This is a genomic window from Epilithonimonas caeni DSM 17710 (assembly GCF_000426465.1).
Lineage (GTDB): Bacteria > Bacteroidota > Bacteroidia > Flavobacteriales > Weeksellaceae > Epilithonimonas > Epilithonimonas caeni.
Map to the genome: position 1 here is coordinate 204,690 of NZ_AUFK01000017.1, position 17,595 is coordinate 222,284.

The 17,595-nt window shown below is 32.9% G+C and carries 12 protein-coding genes; 2 read left to right on the top strand and 10 right to left on the bottom strand.

What is annotated here, in order from left to right:
• Positions 1-75: 75 nt before the first annotated feature.
• The 6 genes from K319_RS21055 to K319_RS0111140 form a co-directional block, all read right to left on the bottom strand.
• On the bottom strand, positions 76-405 hold the full coding sequence (locus K319_RS21055) for a DUF6660 family protein (protein ID WP_050791101.1): 330 nt from the start codon (positions 403-405) through the stop codon (positions 76-78).
• A 417-nt stretch (positions 406-822) separates the two neighbouring features.
• On the bottom strand, positions 823-2,094 hold the full coding sequence (locus K319_RS21060; protein ID WP_002977365.1) for an ATP-binding protein: 1,272 nt from the start codon (positions 2,092-2,094) through the stop codon (positions 823-825).
• A 56-nt stretch (positions 2,095-2,150) separates the two neighbouring features.
• Positions 2,151-7,028, bottom strand: coding sequence for an NACHT domain-containing protein (locus K319_RS0111125; protein WP_027383733.1), 4,878 nt, complete (start codon positions 7,026-7,028; stop codon positions 2,151-2,153).
• Complete coding sequence (locus tag K319_RS0111130; RefSeq protein ID WP_002977362.1) at positions 7,025-8,098, bottom strand: ComEC/Rec2 family competence protein; 1,074 nt, start codon at positions 8,096-8,098, stop codon at positions 7,025-7,027. Before K319_RS0111130 ends, K319_RS0111125 begins: the two co-directional genes overlap by 4 nt.
• A 72-nt stretch (positions 8,099-8,170) precedes the next feature.
• Positions 8,171-8,776, bottom strand: a complete 606-nt coding sequence (locus K319_RS0111135; RefSeq protein ID WP_002977361.1) for an alpha-ketoglutarate-dependent dioxygenase AlkB family protein — start codon at positions 8,774-8,776, stop codon at positions 8,171-8,173.
• 145 nt (positions 8,777-8,921) lie between these two features.
• The gene (locus K319_RS0111140) at positions 8,922-9,698 is read right to left on the bottom strand and encodes an XRE family transcriptional regulator (protein WP_027383734.1); all 777 of its coding nucleotides are present in this window, start codon (positions 9,696-9,698) and stop codon (positions 8,922-8,924) included.
• 61 nt (positions 9,699-9,759) lie between these two features.
• Between K319_RS0111140 and dinB the strand changes: the two genes are divergently transcribed.
• On the top strand, positions 9,760-10,905 hold the full coding sequence (gene dinB, locus K319_RS0111145; protein ID WP_027383735.1) for a DNA polymerase IV: 1,146 nt from the start codon (positions 9,760-9,762) through the stop codon (positions 10,903-10,905).
• A gap of 8 nt (positions 10,906-10,913) precedes the next feature.
• On the top strand, positions 10,914-13,988 hold the full coding sequence (locus K319_RS0111150) for a DNA polymerase III subunit alpha (protein ID WP_002977358.1): 3,075 nt from the start codon (positions 10,914-10,916) through the stop codon (positions 13,986-13,988).
• A gap of 16 nt (positions 13,989-14,004) precedes the next feature.
• Here the strand turns inward: K319_RS0111150 and K319_RS0111155 are convergent, their stop codons facing one another.
• From K319_RS0111155 to K319_RS0111170, 4 genes are all read right to left on the bottom strand, one after another.
• Positions 14,005-14,346 carry a DUF2511 domain-containing protein gene (locus K319_RS0111155; RefSeq protein WP_002977357.1) on the bottom strand — a complete coding sequence of 114 codons (342 nt, stop codon included), beginning with the start codon at positions 14,344-14,346 and terminating at the stop codon, positions 14,005-14,007.
• 79 nt (positions 14,347-14,425) lie between these two features.
• A complete protein-coding gene (locus tag K319_RS21065; RefSeq protein WP_002977356.1) occupies positions 14,426-15,274 on the bottom strand; it encodes a restriction endonuclease in 849 nt (282 codons plus the stop codon).
• Positions 15,275-15,285: 11 nt separating this feature from the next.
• The gene (locus K319_RS0111165; RefSeq protein WP_002977355.1) at positions 15,286-15,735 is read right to left on the bottom strand and encodes a hypothetical protein; all 450 of its coding nucleotides are present in this window, start codon (positions 15,733-15,735) and stop codon (positions 15,286-15,288) included.
• A 55-nt stretch (positions 15,736-15,790) separates the two neighbouring features.
• The gene (locus K319_RS0111170; RefSeq protein WP_002977354.1) at positions 15,791-17,536 is read right to left on the bottom strand and encodes a DUF262 domain-containing protein; all 1,746 of its coding nucleotides are present in this window, start codon (positions 17,534-17,536) and stop codon (positions 15,791-15,793) included.
• Positions 17,537-17,595 lie beyond the last annotated feature (59 nt).

The following is a 17,595-nucleotide window of genomic DNA, read 5'->3' on the forward strand; positions in this document are numbered from 1 at the left end:
TTACAGTGCAATGATATTGCAAAGTTTCCAAGACAATTTAGATGAAAGGGAATCCTTCCATCATATCAATAAAAATTATATTTTAGGCGGTTGCCAGATTTGGTCGTACACCAAATAAGCGAAGTCGTTTTTCTGAAAATGGATTTTCTTAGAAAAAAACGCAGTAGCGATTCTTGAAAAAACTAGAATTGGTTCGATTTTATAAGATGCCACCGTGGTTCTGCAACAGTTGCAAGAACAAAATGGAGAACAAGAATCTGCCTTCGAATGTGAATCTTCTTGTGTCTTTGAACTTAAAGAATAATTGAAATCTTGCTTAAAAGACTGAGCATTTGCACTATCTAGACATGGCATTATGGATAACGCCACAAAATAGATGATGAAAAGTAGTCTTACAAATTTCATAATGCAAATGTATAAAATATAATTACCAAAAAAATATTTTATCCTAAAATTTTAAGGAAATTATACATTTGATTATGCCGAATCAAAAAAATAAAATACCTACAATACATCTAAGTCATTTATAATTATAGAAAAAAACTGATGCTTTTAGATAAAATTAGATATGTACATTTAAATAATATTGCCACCATAATTTAATTTTAACTCAATTTTTCAGTAAACTAATTTTCATTTTTTTCAAAACAAAATTATATATTAATTTACACTTGATTTTTAGATGAATAATATATTAAATTCTTATATCAATATTGGTCTTTCCAAATTATAATACTTCTTTAATATAGATGTACATATTAAATATTCAAAAAATCATCTTAAAATAGGTTCTAAAATTGAACTGAATTTACGTAATTTTCTTTAGTAACCTTTTTCTAAGAACTGTTTCTGAATCTGTAAAACTGACTCTTTTGAAGGGTAAAAACTAAAGTAATCTAAAACTTTTAAAATTATAGAACTTGAAATATTTATACCTCCCTCCAGAATTTCTAATCGTGAATATTCCTCATTAATAGTGATTTTATCTGTTTTTGTCGTTCTTATCTTCATAAGCGGCATGTGATTCTCGCTGTCCAAATGTAATCTTCTATCTTTTAACTCATTAAATATAATAGAAATACTCAAACCTTCTTTATATAATCCTTCTATTGTTAAGTGTTCAATAAAAACATATAGTTGAGTAAGATAATGTATAATACTTGTATAATAAAACAAGTATTGACCAGAAGGAAATTTTGATGCCCAAGCCCCTCTCAAATGATCACCTTCTAGCCAGTCTTCTACAAAGCTGTTAATCATGCAAAAACTCTCTGACAAATACATTCTCCACAGTTCTTTTCGAGCTCCTAAATCGGAAAAAGCCTCGTAAGAATTTTCAGCAGTAACTAAACTACCCTCGTGTAACGTTCTTGGTATAAATGGCAATGACCATGACGCCTTTACCTGTGCTTTTTCGACAACTTCAAGACATCTTTTAAGACTATGTAAATTACCTTTTTGAAGAGGAGTTATATAAACTTCGCAATTGCCTTTCGATTTTATTAATTCATATGATGATGTCTGCTGAAAAGCTTTTATTTCTGCGTCAAATATTTCTGCGTCAATATTGGGAATGGTATAGCCAAAACTTTTTCTGCGTTGCATTAATCTAACGGCTGCCAACTCAATGAGATCTCGCAAATCGCTGACATTTGATATGGCTGCGCTTTCAGGTCTCTTATTTGTATTTCTATAATACAAAGTACTTGCTCTCATTTCTCCGTCCAGAGTTTTTTTACAAAGAGTTGGAATTTCTTTGAAAGAGAAGATCTTGATTACCACATATTTTAATTCGTTTCTATCTTCCGGAAAATAGACATTGAAATCTACCATTGGTTCTGCATATTTTGAAACCTGATCTCGCATTTCATCATATTTGTAAGTGATAATATTTTTCTGGTCAACTCCTACATTAATAAATTCATTATCCTTTTCCTCAATTCCAATTACAATGTGACCTCCATCTGGTAGATTTGACATTGCCAAGATATCTTTTGTTAGCTTCTTATAATCCCAAGGACTGTTTGCTTTAAAATCTAGTGAAGGGCTTTCCGTTTGACCCTCAATCAATCTTATAAAATCTTCTGTATTCATTTATTTTCCAATTTTATTAATATATTTCCCAAAAATATCTCACGACAAAATGTTAATTATTTAAATTGAAGTAATTCTTCTCGTAACATATAGGCTTTAGGAGAACTTCTTTTGACTAGAAAATCTAAAATAAATAGAAAGTCAGCTAAAGTATTTTTATCTCTTTTTATTTTACCACCATATTTATAAAAAGCTTTTTCAACGAATTTTTCTAAAATATCGTTCTCGACCAGTTCAGCATTTTGGCTTTGGAGCATGGGAACAATCCATGATATTGAGTTAGGCATAAAATTATAAAATGCAATGCCACTTAAAAATTTTATCGATGAATTAATTCTGTTAAATCCTAAAGTAATTATAAAATCTTTGAAATATAAGCTTTTACCATCCAATACTGACCATTTTTCAGAGCTCTCCACCCAGTCAATGTCAAAAAGAAAAATTGGTAGAAATCTCGCATTGCTGTTATTGATCATCCAATCTTTCAAAAATTCCCAAAATATCCAGAAATTTTCAAGTTGAATTCTACCTATCGCTGCTCTAATAAACTCTTCAACTAACTTATATATAAATTTTAAATAATCATCAGGGATACTTTTTTCAGGTGTTTCTATACTTGAATCAAGTATTTTTTTTAAGAGAGGTAATGATAATTCTGTAGGCTGATTCAGCAGATATCGTGGATAATAAAAAGTAAATGCATGTCTACTTTCATAAAAATCCAGCATGCTTGATTTGGGATCATTTAAAAAAACAGTGTGTAGTGTCAGAACATCCTGAATAAATTTGTGGTGAGCAGGAAGAGACGTATTCCATGGGATGATACGAAGCATGTCATCCAAGTACCACTGAGTATGTAAGTCTAATGAAACGATAATTTCATCAGGTATGTTTATACTTCCTTTGATAACAGAATTAATTAGTACTTCCGACCAATTGTCTTCTTCCGACTTATTAAAATCACGAGCACTTAATTTCCCTTGATGATATAACATTCGCTTTCTCTCGCTTTCTTTATTTTGTGCCTTTAGAATTACGATGGCTTCTGCTAATCCATACCAACAGTTTAAAACAAAATCAGGTTCAAATAATACTAATTCCTGTAAAATAGCGTGCTGCAAAGCGATTCGTTCCCTAGCGTCAAGACCCTTTAAAAGTAAACGGAAAATTAATTCTTTAACCTTCAATTTTAAATCTTGCTCAATATCAACTTTAAAAATATAGCATAATCCTTTAAGAGAAGGTATATTATCCAATAAATCAAAATTAATAGCGTATGGATCTGTTTTCGCTAATTTTTTTGCTTCTAAATTGATAATAGTTTCACAACACCATGCAATTTCATCAGGTTGAAGTTGATTTGAAAAGTCACGAAGAGCAATAGACGCCATAGTACCTGGAGAAACCATAATTTCTCGTCTACCATCTAGTTGCAAAATAAATTCATATCCTATTTTCCAAGTTTCATAGTTATGATCATCAACTTCTTCGTATTCGAAAACTTTTCTTGCCCAAGTCGTATTAGCTGTCGGAACTGTATAATCATTCCCACTTTCTACAACATTTCTAATTGTATCATCATATCCGGGAACTACCTGAACATAATTTTCATATCCCTTTTGATTAAAATGTTTAAATTCATACTTTCTAGCATCCATATCAAACAAAAACTTTTTAAAAAGCCAATCATCTTCCTTGACATTCTCCCACATTCTGTCGACCTGTTTGAATAAAAGTTCATTATACTCTCGTTGATAAAACATATAGTCAGCCACAAATCCAACTAAACCTACATAATACTTATTGCGATGAATTCTTTGATTTGCGGCAATTCGTTCTTTTCTTTCGAATTCTTCGTCATTATAGACATTGCTTCTCATCATATCCGAAGTAGACCTTGTAGAATCCCACTTAAAAAACAGTGGGACACCTAATAAGGAGACAGAAGTTTCATCAACTAAATTAGGAAATGCTTGTAAAATGCTGCAGACCACTCCTAAAATGGCAATATTGTTAGACTCTCTTATCAACCTGTCTAAAAATATGCGTGCTGTTGAAAAATCTTTTTTATCCCCAATTTCTAACAAAGTCTTTTCCAAAGCCATCAGCACTGATATTAAGACCTTATCATAAATTGAAAATCCTCGGTACATAGACCAGTACTCAGGATTCCCATAGTATACACCACACGATCCATCTTCAAAAACAACCTCAATCCTTTCCACCCCTCTCTTTTTTAAAGACAGAAGAATTTCATAATTTTTTTCAAAAGCATCATTTAAAAATGGAATAAGGAAATCAAGAGCTTTTTCACCGTGATACAAAAACATCCAATAAAAAAAAGTCTGATAACCTGATGGTAATCCATAATCATATTCTAAATCTTTATTTAAACCAAAATCATTTACTTTAGGCTCTCGAATAAGCATACTATTAATACTCCCCGGTGCATATTTCTCTTCCTTTTGAGCCCAGTCTTCAGTAGCCATTTGAATAACTTCTTCAGGGAAAAAGCGACAAATTTGATCTGAAATAACACCTCCGGTAATATAAGCTCTTATTTCTCGTAGAAAAGCAGGATCAGTCCATCTTTCATTACCTGTTTCAGGAATCAAGCAAGCTTGAATAATCGAAGCAATAAGTTCCTGATCGGCTGCCGTCAATTTAAAAAGAATTTTAATATATTTTTTTAAATATTCAGAAGATCTCCTGCCTAATCTCCTCTGAATTGAACGACCCTGCAACCTAAAAATAAAATCTTCCAACAGAAAAGCAGCGCTTTTTGCACCAGATGGAAGTATGCCTTGGTTAAATTCAGGGAGCTGTTTTGACCATGATTCAATAAGAGTCAAATGTTTTAATTCAAAATTTTGCAGCTTAATTTCATTAATATTAGCTTTGATAAAATCAATTATATAATCCCATCCGGAGCCAATAGGCAGAAGATCATTAAAATTTCTTTTTTGAGGATCTATTTTTTTACAACTCGTTTGTAGTAAATAGATTATGCGATCCAACAATTTCGCTTCATCTTCAAGAAGCTGTACTTTTAAACTATCCAGTAGTACTTTGGAATGATTTGATCTAAGTGAAACAATCAGTAGCTCATCTTTCCATGAAGGGGACAAAGTATCATCACTTAAGAGCTCGTGCATAAAATATACGGAAGCTTCCGATTCATATTCATAAAACTCTTCCATCCATAATCTGAATGCCCTTCTCATGGCGGGAGTATTTTCTATCGAAAGTAAAAAATCTTTTGAGTTTGCAATCTCCGATTTTTGATTTCTTATAAATCTGATCAATGCCCAATCTTCCAATATGTCGTGAGAAGGACTGTAAGCACTGGTATCGGACATATCATCCAACTGTAGAATATTATCTTTAACAAGATCAGCAGTCACACTGTTATCGCTCTCATATGTTGTAAAAAGAGACATTTCTCTAGATCTTTTAAGACAAATCTCATAGAAAACAGTTCCTCGTCGTGATTGATTGTCTTCAACAATATATTTCCACATTAACCTTTTAAATTGTAACTCGTCCAAGTGTTCCTCACTTAATAGTTCTGGTATAATTCGTACAGCTTTATCAAGATAATAAGGAGTTCTCAAAAGATGCTTAATCTTAGAATTTTCCATCAATGGCAGTAAGTCAGGAATTTTTTCAACGATTAATTCAACCTCAGCATCATTAAATTCACCTACTTGAAAATAAGCAATATTTTCTGGCAGCTCATAATAGTAATCGATTTTAAACTTCTGTAATAAGTAGTCTCTTATTGTTAAAACTATAGTTATATTTTTATTTTTTTCCAGTATCTGAAGTAGTTCATTAAATGCTCCCGAGCTACCTGACTCTATTAGTTTTTCAAAGCTTTCTATCCAAATTAAAAAATACTTATTTGATAAAGGACTTGCCAATATTTGTTCGATACTAACTTTACATCCGGCTTTTATCAAAGCTTCACTAATTGTTTCACAATACAGGTTTTCAGCGGTAAAAGTTAAAACACTACGATCTCCAGACATTTTCAAATCACTTACAGCTGATTTTGTCAAAGCCGATTTTCCAACTCCCGGGTTTCCATGAACCACTACAAGATTCTTTTCTTTAAGCAATTGCAGGAGGTCTATATTATCACGAGGAACATTAAAATCTCCGATTTTTTCTCTAGTTCTAGAATTAGTGGTTTGTTCATTTTTTTCCATTTCTTCATAACTTAAGAGAACATCTTTATCTGTCTCCGGTTTGATAGAATTGATCAGACTGAACTTAGGATATGGAATCAGCTTATTGTATGCTAAAACTTTGGTCGCCAAAAAAAATCCACCGTCCTCGTATGTATGAATAATACCTGTAAAATAAGTTTTTCCATACAAGATAGAATAAGCGCCACTTCCAGACAATCCTTCAACATTTTCCAAGGCCTGTTGATAATATGTATCGAGAGAATTTTCAGACTTTAGTGTAAATTTATATCGATTGCTCTTGATATCTTCGATAAATTTCATAGGAAAAGATCGATCTGCCTCTTGATCATTAAAATTAGCATACCCTCTAATTTGATAATCTTCCACCATTTCATCAGTATCAATTACCTGACAAAAAAATTGTTTACCTGTAAGTGGAAGAATATTCTTTTTAGAAAGAATCAACAATGCCATATCCTCATCATCATCTGACACAATAACAATATCTGTTTCGGTCAAATTGTATGAATGAAATTCTGATGTTTCCTGATTAAAAATCTCTTCAAGTTTAATATCCGTATTTACATATTCTTTATCGAACTTTTTACCTTCTAAACAATGTTTTGCAGTCAAGACATACACGTCATCAACATCAGGACTCGGGTAGAAAATTACTGCTGTAGCAATTTCGTGGTTACATCTGATTTTGATTGTAGAAAGCTGTGGTATATTTTCATTCATATTTTATGAGTTAAGGGCAGGTACGAAAGTTCTAAGCTGTCAGGTCCTATTTGTGAATAATCACATTCAAATGTATATCTTTCAAAAGCGTCGTCATCGACCTCAAAGATATTTCTCAATTCTTGAGTATCACAAGCAAAATGAATTTTGATAATTTCAGAATTTCTTCTCTCGTTCGTAATGATTCTAACTATAGTCTCTTTATCCGGATGTCTGTTATGGATACCGTTTCCAGTTATCACATAACAATTGGTCTGAACTATTTCCAGCAATTTAGGGCAGGTATTGGCTTTACTGCCATGATGTGATAATTGCATAAACTTCACGGGCAGTGGCCGATCTTTATTATACCCCAATGCATCTAAACTGTCAATTATATCAGAGGGATGACTGTCGGCTAATAAGAGTACTTTTACCTTATCAAACTCGGCAAGAACAGCAATAGAGCTTCCATTAACAGGATCTGTATCCGGTTTAAATTCATTCCCTGTAAGTTCTTCAATTATTTTTTTATGGTCGGATTGATTTTCTTTTCTACCAATTTTACCATTACTTTCTTCTTCTTTCCACAATTCTGTTGCAGCAGCTTCCTTTTCAGGTGTAGGTGAAAGAATGGTCATTTTAAAACCAAAACATTCAATTGGTAATGTTTCAGTATTTATTGGCACTGTGGTAAGAAGATTATTTGCAGTTAAAAAATCCCTAAGTAAAATCCCGTCACCGACTGAGATTTTCCCATTAGATTCCTTTATCATCTCAGGAGAATGATTAAATAAAAAATTCTTTACAGCGTCTTGTTTATTTTCAATTTTTTTGTCCACGACAAAACCTTTTACGGCACCGATATGGTCGCGATCTATATGGCTGATAATCCAATTTTCAATTTGTTCGCCAGAAGACAAAATTTCTTTTATTAATGGGGCAAAAGAATTTTTGTACTCTTTACCATATCCTCCATCAATAAGTATATTATGCCATTGGGAATCTGTTCCTAAAAATCTGATAAAAATAGCATCACCGCCGCCGATATCGAAAAAATGAAAACTAATCCGATGTGTTTTTTGAGTCATAAAATAATGGTTATTAATACTTTCTTATTTTTTCTAAAATAGGAAAAGTTAATTGGATAAGTAAGAGTTTATTTAAATAATTAAACGAAAGGTCAAATTAATCCTTTCTTTCATTTTTACTGTTGATTTAGCAATTCGATGTTCCCAGTTTTCCTGTAAATCCCCTTTCATAATGAGTAACGAACCGTGAGGCAATGGCAAACTGTATTTGCTCTGATGATGGTCTTTTTTTCTGAAATCAAAGTTTCTGGTTTGACCTAAACTGATTGATGCAATCACAGGTCGTTTTCCATAGCGGCTTTCTTTATCTCTGTGCCATGCCACGGAATCATTATTATCACGATACAGGTTTAATAAAACACCATTGAACTGATACCCAAATTCTTTTTCTATCCTTTCTTTTAAAGTATAAAGCTCGGGAGTCCAAGGATTAGTTCCTGAAACATTTCCGTCTGAATCGTAAGAGCTATCATTTCCTCCATACCAAGCAGTAAGGCGGGGTGTTACAACTGTTTTATCATACATCTTCTGAGTTCGCTGTTCCCAAGGTGTCGTTTTCAGCAGTATATCTTTCAATTCATCGGCTTCTTTGCTGCTCAGGAAATGTTCCTTGTATTCCAAAAGGTCTTTTGGAAATTTATAAAACTCTTCCGTATCAAATAAACTCAGCTGACTCATTGCAATTTTCTATTAAAATATTTATATTTGATCTGGCCCGTTTATACGGGATTTTTTTCATCATTTGTGTTTTTGCTTCCCTTAGGAGATTTTTTTTTATGAAGTAATGTTAGGAAACTTATTTTTGAGCTTTATTCAAATGAATTCAATTCTTATCTCCTATTTTTTCTTTAATCTGTTTGATATCGGTCTTGATCTCTGTCATAAAGTTTTGAATATTACGTTCTGCAAATTCATCAGCTCCATATTCTATCGTATTGATACTACAGGCAAATTCCCAGATCTCTTTAATTTCAGATAATGGAATTTTATATGGCTCATAAAATTGATTGTCAGCTTTTACCCATATACTGTCTGCTTCATGAAACTGGAATCTTTTGTAACTGATTCCATCATTAGTGGTGATGAAAATATAAGTCCGGTCCGTTTTCAGATCAGAAAGATTTTCTACATATTTTCCAACAATATAAGTTCCGTTCTTATAAGGCGGCATAGAATCTCCGTCCGCTGGAAACGCTCTAAACTTCCCACCTTTTAAAAAAGGTAAGGATATCGTTTCCAAACTTTCTATGTATTCCGGATCTCCATAACCGTTCAGATAACCCATAGAGGCTTTTTGTGGAATAATCTCAATCTGATCGTTTCCATCCTGATCAACCCTGATAGGCAGAACAATCCTATTGTCAGGGAGCTCCATAATCTCATCAATCGAATATTTGCTGACGTTGATGGTCAAAAGTAAATCGATGCTGATATTATAATATCTTGAAATTTTCACTAAAATATCAAGGGGTGGCGCTGCGGCATCATCTTCATACTTACTATATCGGCCTCGGGTAATTAAAAGATCATCGGCAACCTTTTGTTGAGACAGATTGAGCTTACCTCTTAAATACCGCATGTTTTCTGATAAAATTGACATTGCTATAAATTATAGCAACAAATATACAATTTTTTGCTACAAATCGTGATAATTTTGTCAAATGGAACGAGCGATTGCACATATGGATCTGGATACATTCTTTGTTTCCTGTGAACGGCTGAGAGACTCTGTATTGGAGAATCAGCCCGTGATCATAGGTGGCGGAGATCGTGGTGTAGTAGCATCTTGTTCCTATGAAGCCAGGAAATTTGGGGTTCGTTCTGCGATGCCTTTGCGAATGGCTTTACGCTTATGTCCCGAAGCGCAGGTTATCAAAGGTGATATGGAGTATTATTCCAAAATGTCACATTTGGTGACTGAAATCATTCAGGAAAAAGTTCCTGTTATGGAAAAAGCAAGTGTAGACGAGTTCTATCTTGATCTGTCGGGCATGGATAAGTTCTTCGGCTGCTATCAATGGACAACCGAAATTGCGGAAGCGGTAAAGAAAAATACAGGTCTACCTATTAGTTTTGCATTGTCTACCAATAAAACAGTTTCAAAGATTGGAACAGGTGAAGCAAAGCCAGCCGGTAAATTAGAATTAAAACCGCTCGCAATACAGCCTTTTTTAAATCCTTTATCCGTCAGAAAGATTCCTATGGTTGGTGATGTGACCTTTGAACTCCTTTCAAGATTAGGTGTAAGAAAGATTGAAACACTTGCTAAAATGCCAGTGGATGTGCTTCAGGAATTAATTGGAAAAAATGGAACTGAGTTATGGAAAAAAGCCAATGGCATTGATTTAAATCCTGTGATTCAATATTCAGAGCGTAAATCCATATCAACTGAAACAACTTTTTCCGAAGACACCATCGATATTCCGAATATCAGAAGTATTCTTTCCGGAATGGTTGAACAGTTATGCTACCAGTTAAGACAGGAAAAATGGCTGACCTCAACGGTATCAGTAAGAATAAGATATGCCAACTTTGATACAGAGACTAAACAATGTAAGGTGGCTTATACCTCAGCAGACCACACATTGCTGAAATATATTCTGGAACTCTTCAAGAAAGTTTATACCCGAAGAATGAGAATTCGTCTTGTAGGTGTCAAGTTTACAGGACTGGTTCACGGAAGCCATCAGATGAATCTTTTTGAAGATACCGAAGAGCTGATCTCATTATATCAGACCATGGATAAAATGAAAGACCGTTTTGGTGCTAAAAGCCTTGGAAGGGCTTCCGGTTTTTTGACTCAATAAATAAAATTATGTTCCTCAATTGTCATACCTATCATAGCCTTCGTTATGGGACTATTTCTGTTGAAGAATTAGTTGATCTGGCTATGGATTATAAGCTGAAAGTTCTTGCGCTAACTGATATCAATACCGTAACGGGAATCTATCAGTTTTATAAACTGTGTGAAGATAAAGGCATTAAACCTATTGTAGGCGTTGATGTCAGAGTTGAAAATGAGCAGTATTATATATGCTTAGCGAAGAACCCGAAAGGAATAGCTGAAGTCAACAGGCTTTTGACCGATTATAATTGTGAAAATATTGAAATTCCAAAATCTAATCCTCAATTAGAAAACTGCTTTGTGATTTATACTTTACAAAATAAACCTGATATATTATTGGAACACGAGTTTATCGGAATCAGACAAGATGAGTTAAACCTTTTAATCAATTCTGAATTCAAATCCCTCACTCATAAAATGGTTATCCTTCATCCGGTAACGTTTAAGACTGATGACGAATACGAACTTCATAAAATATTACGAGCCATAGATGGTAATATTCTTTTTACAAAACTGGCTGAAAAAGATTATTGTAGAAAAGATGAGTTGTTTATGAGTAAGAAAACTCTTCTCGATCAGTTTAAGCATTACCCAGAAATCGTTGAAAACACGAAATTTATCGTCAGTCAATGCAGTTTTGATTTTGAATTTAAAACCCCGAAGAATAAAAAATATTATACTGACAGCAAGGAAAATGACTTTAAATTGTTATCCCAGCTTGCTTATGAAGGTTTATCTCATAGATATCCTGATAATAACAGACAGGCTATTGAGAGAGCTGAAAAAGAATTAACAGTTATTCATCAACTTAATTTTTGCGGCTACTTCTTGATTACTTGGGATATTATTCAATACAGTAAGCGTATGGGTTTTATGCACGTCGGAAGAGGAAGTGGCGCTAACAGTATTATAGCTTATTGTTTAGGCATTTCCGACATATGTCCTCTAGAGCTAGATTTGTACTTTGAGCGTTTTCTAAACTTAAACCGTAAAAGTCCTCCCGACTTCGACATCGATTGGAGTTGGAAGAATCGTGACACTATTTTGGAATACATTTTTGATAAATATGGAAAAAATCACGTTGCTTTTTGTGGAACTAATGTGGAGTTCAAGAGAAAATCGAGATTCAGAGAACTGGGAAAAGTCTTTGGACTGCCGAAAGATGAACTAGATCAGCTTTCAAAAAAACCGAGAGAACTACACGATCAAAATTCAATTGTTCAAGAGATTTATAAGTATGAACAGTTGTTAGTTGGATTTCCCAATCAAAGAAGTATGCATTCTTGTGGGATTCTTATTTCCGAAGAACCTATTACAAATTATTCAGTTTTAGAATTTCCTCCAAAAGAATTTCCAATTGTTCAGTTTGATATGCATACAGCTGAGGATATTGGTCTGGAAAAGTTTGACATTCTTTCACAAAGAGGATTGGGAACGATTAAAGATACCGTTAATCTAATTAAAGAAAAAAAGGGAATCAATGTAGATATTGAAGATACCAGAATCTCTAAGGATGAAGTCAAGTGCAATGAATTTTTGAGCATTGGAAAGACCATTGGTTGTTTCTACATTGAATCTCCAGCTATGCGTGGACTTTTGAGAAGATTAAAATGTGATAATTACAAAGTATTGGTTGCTGCATCATCAATTATTCGTCCAGGAGTTGCACAGAGTGGAATGATGCGGGAGTACATTTTCCGACACAATCATCCCGGTCAATTTGAATACTTCCACGATGTATTTGAAAAAGAATTAGGCGAAACCTATGGCATTATGGTTTATCAAGAAGATGTCATTAAAATTGCGATGCACTTTGGTGGAGTTTCTGCAGCTAATGGAGATGTTCTTCGAAGAGCTATGAGTGGTAAAGGACGATCACTTTCAGCTTTACAAAAATTAAAAGATGATTTCTTTGAATCCTGCAAAAGGAAAGGACATCCTGAGCAGCTTTCTCAGGAAGTATATCGACAGATTGAATCTTTTGCCGGCTACTCCTTTTGTAAAGCACACTCTGCTTCTTATGCCGTGGAGAGCTATCAGAGTCTGTTTCTGAAAGCCTATTACCCTATCGAATTTATGGTATCTGCTATTAATAATGGCGGTGGTTTTTACCGAACAGAAGTTTATGTACACGAGGCGAAGATGTCAGGTGCTAAAATTCATAACCCCTGCATTAACCTAAGCGAATTTCATACAACATTATATGGAACAGATGTGTACTTAGGTCTAATGCATATTGAAAAACTTGAAGCTTCTATCAAAGTAAATATCCCGGAAGAAAGGAAAGAAAACGGCGATTACGGATCATTAGAAGATTTTATAAAAAGAGTCAACATTGGTATTGAAACTTTACAGATATTAATTTTTGTCGGGGCTTTCAGATTTACCGGAAAGCAGAAACACGAACTTTTAATTGAAGCAAGATTCCTACTTTCAAAGAATCAATATAAAAGCAAGATCATATCATTATTTGAGGAACCTCAAAAAGATTATAAGCTACCGACAATAGATAGAAACCCTTTTGAAGACGCTTTTGATGAAATTGAAATTTTAGGATTTCCAGTTTCCTATTCGATCTTTGATTTACTCAAGACTAAATACAGAGGTCACGTTTTGGTTAAAGATCTCTTGAAGTATCATAAAAAACAGGTTAAAATGCTGGCATATTTAATTTCCAGGAAACACGTTCCTATCAAGATGAGAAATCATCCTGGAAAGAAAGACGATATGTATTTCGGAACATGGATCGATGCTGAAGGTGAGTATTTTGACACGGCACATTTTCCCGACAGTTTAAAACAATTTCCCTTTAAGGAAGGAGGAGTCTACCTTTTATTAGGAACTGTTGAAGTAGATTATCATTTTCCTACTATTACCATTACTAAAATGGCAAAAATGCCTTTGATTGCCGATCCGCGATATTCGATGGATGATGAAAAATCTAAAGAAATGGAAAGAAGTCTACGGGAAGACGTTAGTATGACTCACCGAAATCCCTATCCACAGGAACATGAAATTGGATTACCAAGAAAAAAGATAAACTGATTCTTTAGTATTCTTGTTATTTATTTTCACAAAGTTCCAGACCTTTAGTGATAAAATCTCCGTATGAAATTTTTAATCCAGCCCATTTGGGATCATCCAACCATATTTCATCAACTTTACTGATAGCAGCATTATTATGTGAAACACCTTTAGCAGTTCCATTTAAAGCATATGTCTTTCCATTGCTGGCCTTGCAGTAAATTTCTTTATATCCAGAACAATAAACTTCAACTTCATCAACTGAAAATGGCCATTTTTCTCCATACTCCAGCTTTGAAAATTTTATTGTATTTCGCTGGACTGGGTTAGAACACGATAATATTAATACTAAAAGTAATAAACTGTAAATAGCTTTCATTTTTTAATTTTGTCAAAGATAGATTTGAAAACTAAATTGACATTACGGGAAACCGTATTACTAAGAACATAAATAGTATTTATGACAAATCTTCTTTATTCACAACAATACCAAGCTGGGTTATAAGAAATGTCTTTTGTTCAAAGATTTGGTTCATAATCATCCATACTTTATCCACTAGAGAAAATGTTTTTTGATGGTCCTTATTAATAATAGTTAGTAAACCTGTGTAGGTAATGCTTTTTATCTTTTGATAATTTCCATTAAAAAACAGTCTATGATCTGTAAAATCGTAAGATTTCAAAACCATTTCAAAAGGTTTTTGAGTGTGTAGATTTTTTTTAAAAACCATTACAGAATCATACAATCTTATTTTTGTGCCATCTTTATTTTCAATATAAACCAAATATTGCTGTGTTTCAGGAAGTATAATTTCATTATCGTCATTTGTTTTAACAACTATTCTTGTGACCTCTGGTCTGCTCACATTGATCTTGAAAAATAAATCTAAAATTCCAAATTCAACTTCCTTCTGTTCATTATCATTATTTTCAGATTCTCTCAGCTGCACTATCTTTATATTATGATGTTCTGCAAACATTTGTGCATCCCGAGTAAATCCATTCCTTGACACAATAATTCCTCTTTGTATATCGGTATCATTGATGATAGAAAGAAGCTTCATAACTGTATCTTTAGTTACTTTTTTTTTCCAGTATTTACATTCGATAGCCGTTTTGTAAGTTTGGCAACCATCAAACTCAGCGGTCAGCACATCAATTTGATGCATAACCCCTGAATTACCTTTTATTTTACAATTCTGCCCATAACCCTCCACTGGAATATGATATTCTTTTTTTAAAGTATCATAAATATATTTTGTCAGAGATTCATAAATCTTCCAATCAAGACTGTTTAATTCATCCATCGTATTTCACATCAAATTACAACATATAGGTCTTCATCTTGATCATATATAGCCTTCCCTGATTTTACCAAAGGATTCCAAACTTTATCAATTGCTTCTGGCGTATTCCACTCACAATAATTATCAGATTTTTTCAAATTACTACTGGAAATTATCCTCTTTCCAAAAATTTCTCTACACTTTAGAAGAAGGCTGATCGAAATTCCTTTCCCCAAATAGTACTTACTACTGTCAGGATATAAGTCAACTACTTTTAAATCAGTTTCATTTTCCATCTCTAATAAAATGAGACTAAAAGAATCATCACTTTCCTTTGACTCTTCATACACTTCAAATACATAAGTAAAACCGTTATATGTCTCATTAAACATATAAGTACATCTAGAAGTAAATTGATAAGTCACATTATTTTTAGTACTTATAAAAATAAACTTTCTGGATTCATTAATCTCTAATATCATAGTGTACATTTTATTAAAAAATAAGATTATCAAACTGTTAACTAAACAAAAAAAATTAGAATTTAAGTTCCTCCATTAGTTTTACTGTCAAAATAACTTGACGCTGTTTTGCAAATTTATCAAATGATGAAAAATTTAAATCATTGGGAAAATAGTACTTTTTCTTATTAATTTTATTTGTAGAAACCCAATCTGCAAGTTGCTTTGCACCTTTTGACTTGTTTTCATTACCATCTAACATTTGGAGATTAATAATGGAATTAAAATACTCCGGATCTGTAAAGTATTCTCTATTAGAATCAGTCAATTGGATATTATTTAATTTTAGCTTTTTTTCATTGAAATTTGATATCGGATGACAATGATCAAGATTAAAATCTCCATCCTTATATTTTAAGTTAGGATAAAGTAATGCGAGTATGGGAAAAGCGTATCTATTTTCTTTCTGAGTATATAAAAGATTTTCTACAAACTCTTTATCGACGTTTATACTTTTATTGGTTTTAGAAAGCCTCTTTGCAATAGCGGCAGCAGGGAAAACTGCCGGAGACTTAGCAATTTCTTTTTTCAAAGTATCTCTGATAGCTTTTAATACACCTTCAGCTTGCCCGCCAAATATTTGATGTAGCAAAACAACATGAAGCCATTTTTTAATAATTGCTCTATCATCTTTATATGCAACTTTCTTATGAAAATCTTTTACTTTATCAGTTTTGTATAAATAATATATAATCGGAAGAACAGCATTTAATGATGTCAGTGTTTTTGGAGCATATCCAAAGTCTACAATAAGTTGAAAGACTTCTTTAATTGCTTTCCTAATATTTTCCCATTTACTTTCAAAATCTTTAGCATTCTTAATACTGAAATTGGTTACTCTAAATTTAATATCATCGTTGTACAAAATCAGATAGGTACGCAAAATCAAATCTTTGTTTACGGCAAAGCCGTATTCCTTTACAATTTCATCAACTAATCCATTAATTTCTTTGCGGGCATCTAGAATCATCCAACCTGAAATAGTTGTTGACATTACTAAATCCGAATAACTTAAGTTAATACCGCCTGAATTTATTCGTATAAAAATATCTAATGCTCTGGTAAAATCAGAACCTTTTTCAAGATAGTAGTGAATAAGTTTCTCAAGATGAACAATATCGTGAAGCCGACTCAATATCTCCTGAGCATCCTGATCTTCTATTTCGTGTTTCTTACAATAAGAATTCAGCTGTGCCATTCCGCGAATACCCAAAATATCTCCGACTTTGAACCATTTATTTCCATCTTCATTTTTTGCTTCTGAAGGTTTTAAAAACAAGAATTCATATTTTCTATCATCGTCACTATCGTTTAAGTCCTTGCTAGAATCCTTTTTATATTTAAGATTTAAATAAAGATATCTTGTAGGAATAGAGTGTTCATTATCTTTCCAAGCCAGATTATATTCGTGATAAGCATAAGAACCTTTCAACCCCAGATAAAGTGCAGTAAGGCGCTGCTGCCCGTCTAAAACGACTTCGAAGCTAGGAAGTTTTTTTGTATCAACTTCTTCTGATCTATTGAGGAATCTTTCTCTATATTTTTTTAAGATCCCATAAAATCGTTGGTTTTGTGTGTTATTACCTTCAACTCTCCAAAGCAACATTGAACCAATTGGATATTGTTGCATAAGTGAGTCAAATAACATCTCTATTTTTCCAGATGACCAAACAAAATCTCGTTGAATTGCAGGAAGTAAATATTGATTGTAATCTATTTTATCGATTGCATCTGCAATTGAAAGCGGAGGAAAAAATGACATAATTTATTTTTTAATTTTAATGTTTTTAGCTTTAAGAACTTTATGTTGATCACTTATAA